Genomic DNA, 1,883 nt, shown 5'->3' with positions numbered 1-1,883 from the left:
CTCTACTGTAAGTGATTTTTCTGGTGCAATCATTTCAGTATCATTGCTTATCATGGCTAGCTTTCTGATTGTTTCAACTTTATTTCAAAGACCCTTTTGTAATTATCTGTGCATAGACGGAACCAAGTTCGGGATTGCAAGTTTGACTAGATTTTTTTCAGTCAAAAGAAATAAAAAAAGTTGTGTAAACTGCAAAAAATGCAATAAGGTATGTCCTATGAATATTGCTGTTTCAGATAAGGATAGCATCAGAAATCCCCAGTGCATAAACTGTTTTAAGTGTATAAGCAGCTGTCCGGTAAAAGATACACTTTCATATGGGAAGATTGAAATATTCCTTAAGAAGATCAGCAACTAAAAAACCTGTTAGTGAAATTTTCAGATATTTTTTCAAAACTCTATAGAACTACTGAGAATAATTTAAGGAGGGATAGTAGTGAGAGACAACGGATTTAATAACACTTTAGATTTAGATGTGCCAAAGGTTAGTGAGAGAGCGCCCTTTAAAGTTAGTAAAAAAGGAATTTTAAGGAATGACAAAGAGTTTTTCTATACTTATACCAAGGATAACCTAGGAAAAGAACTGACAGATAATAATCCCTATGTAAAAATAGACGGAGAGTTATTTGATCACTATACATCTATCCATCCAGGTGATGGTAAAGGGGATTCTATAGATATCGATTCAGACTATATCAAAAACATGGCAAAGTATGTTGAAGAAGATGGTCTGACTCCTAAAATCAGAGAAGTTTTCAAAGAAGATGTACAAAGGGTAATGAAGGGGATCGTTCTGTCAAAACAAAATCCGGAATTTAATAAAAAACTGGAATCAGACATAGAAACCGGTAAAGTTAAACCTATAAAAGACTTAAAGCGGCTTAAAGAAGATATCCTGGAATATGTGGAAAACCTGGGAATGATTGGAGCTTTTACCTTAGTTGACAGAAGGTATATTAATGAGGGCTTTGACGACTCTTTCCCATATGACACTATGCTTATATTAGGTATGGAGATGGAGGCAGATCAGATAGAAGAGATACCTTATCCTACAAAAAATACAGGGAAAATATTTGACTGGCACATATACGGTGAGGCAGGAGATGCTGCAAATAAAGTAGCCGATTTTATCAGAAGTAAGGGATATAAGGCTCTTTCAACTCCAGCATTAGGTGATGAGATAAACTTTCCCCCTCATGCAGTAAATGCCGGTCTTGGAATGTATTCGACCCATGGCTTACTGATTACCAAAGAGTACGGAACTAGATTGAGACTATGCTGTGTAACCATAGATGCTGACATTGAGTTAGACCATGCAACAGAAGACATGAACTTTGAAGAGTTTTGTGCAAGGTGTAGGATGTGCTATAAAACCTGTCCTGTATCAAGTATTCCTAAAGATGAGCATGAGTGGTTCGGTCAATTTAAAAGAAGATCAGTTAGAAAAAGCTGCGGCTGGTCCATGGCTACAAACAGATACTGCGGACACTGCCTCAAAGTTTGTCCGGTAAGCAGATTTGGATATGATAAAATTGTAAATCAAAGTTTACCTGAATACAACATGTATAATGTTATGACTGATATTATAGATAAAGATAAAATCAGAGGAGGAAAATAAATGATTAAAAAATTTACTTTGTTCGGGAAAATAAACAACCCGGGTACATATGAAATAGATGAAAGCATATCATTTATAGATATATTTATAGAATTTACAGGTGGCCTCTGGAACAACGGAAGACTGTCAATGGTCCAAATAGGAGGGCCCTTCGGTGAAATTGTGCTCTTGAAAGATTTAGAAAAACCTCTCAGCAATTATACTAAAAATATCGATGTAGATACTATTCTGTTTTTAAATGATCTGACCTGTCCTGTGGATTATG

General features: G+C 35.5%; 2 protein-coding genes and 1 pseudogene. All 3 read left to right on the top strand.

Features of this window, described 5'->3' with window-relative positions:
- The coding region (locus tag ABZA26_RS14130) for a 4Fe-4S binding protein (protein WP_372715132.1) at positions 1-358 on the top strand (358 nt) is incomplete at its 5' end.
- A gap of 78 nt (positions 359-436) precedes the next feature.
- On the top strand, positions 437-1,618 hold the full coding sequence (locus ABZA26_RS14125; protein WP_372715131.1) for a hypothetical protein: 1,182 nt from the start codon (positions 437-439) through the stop codon (positions 1,616-1,618).
- Positions 1,619-1,883 (top strand): annotated as a pseudogene (locus ABZA26_RS14120) (hypothetical protein); the annotation flags it as partial.

This window comes from Ilyobacter sp., from assembly GCF_041583315.1.
In the GTDB taxonomy this organism is placed as follows: Bacteria; Fusobacteriota; Fusobacteriia; order Fusobacteriales; family Fusobacteriaceae; genus Ilyobacter.
This window is presented reverse-complemented; position numbering and strand designations above follow the sequence as displayed.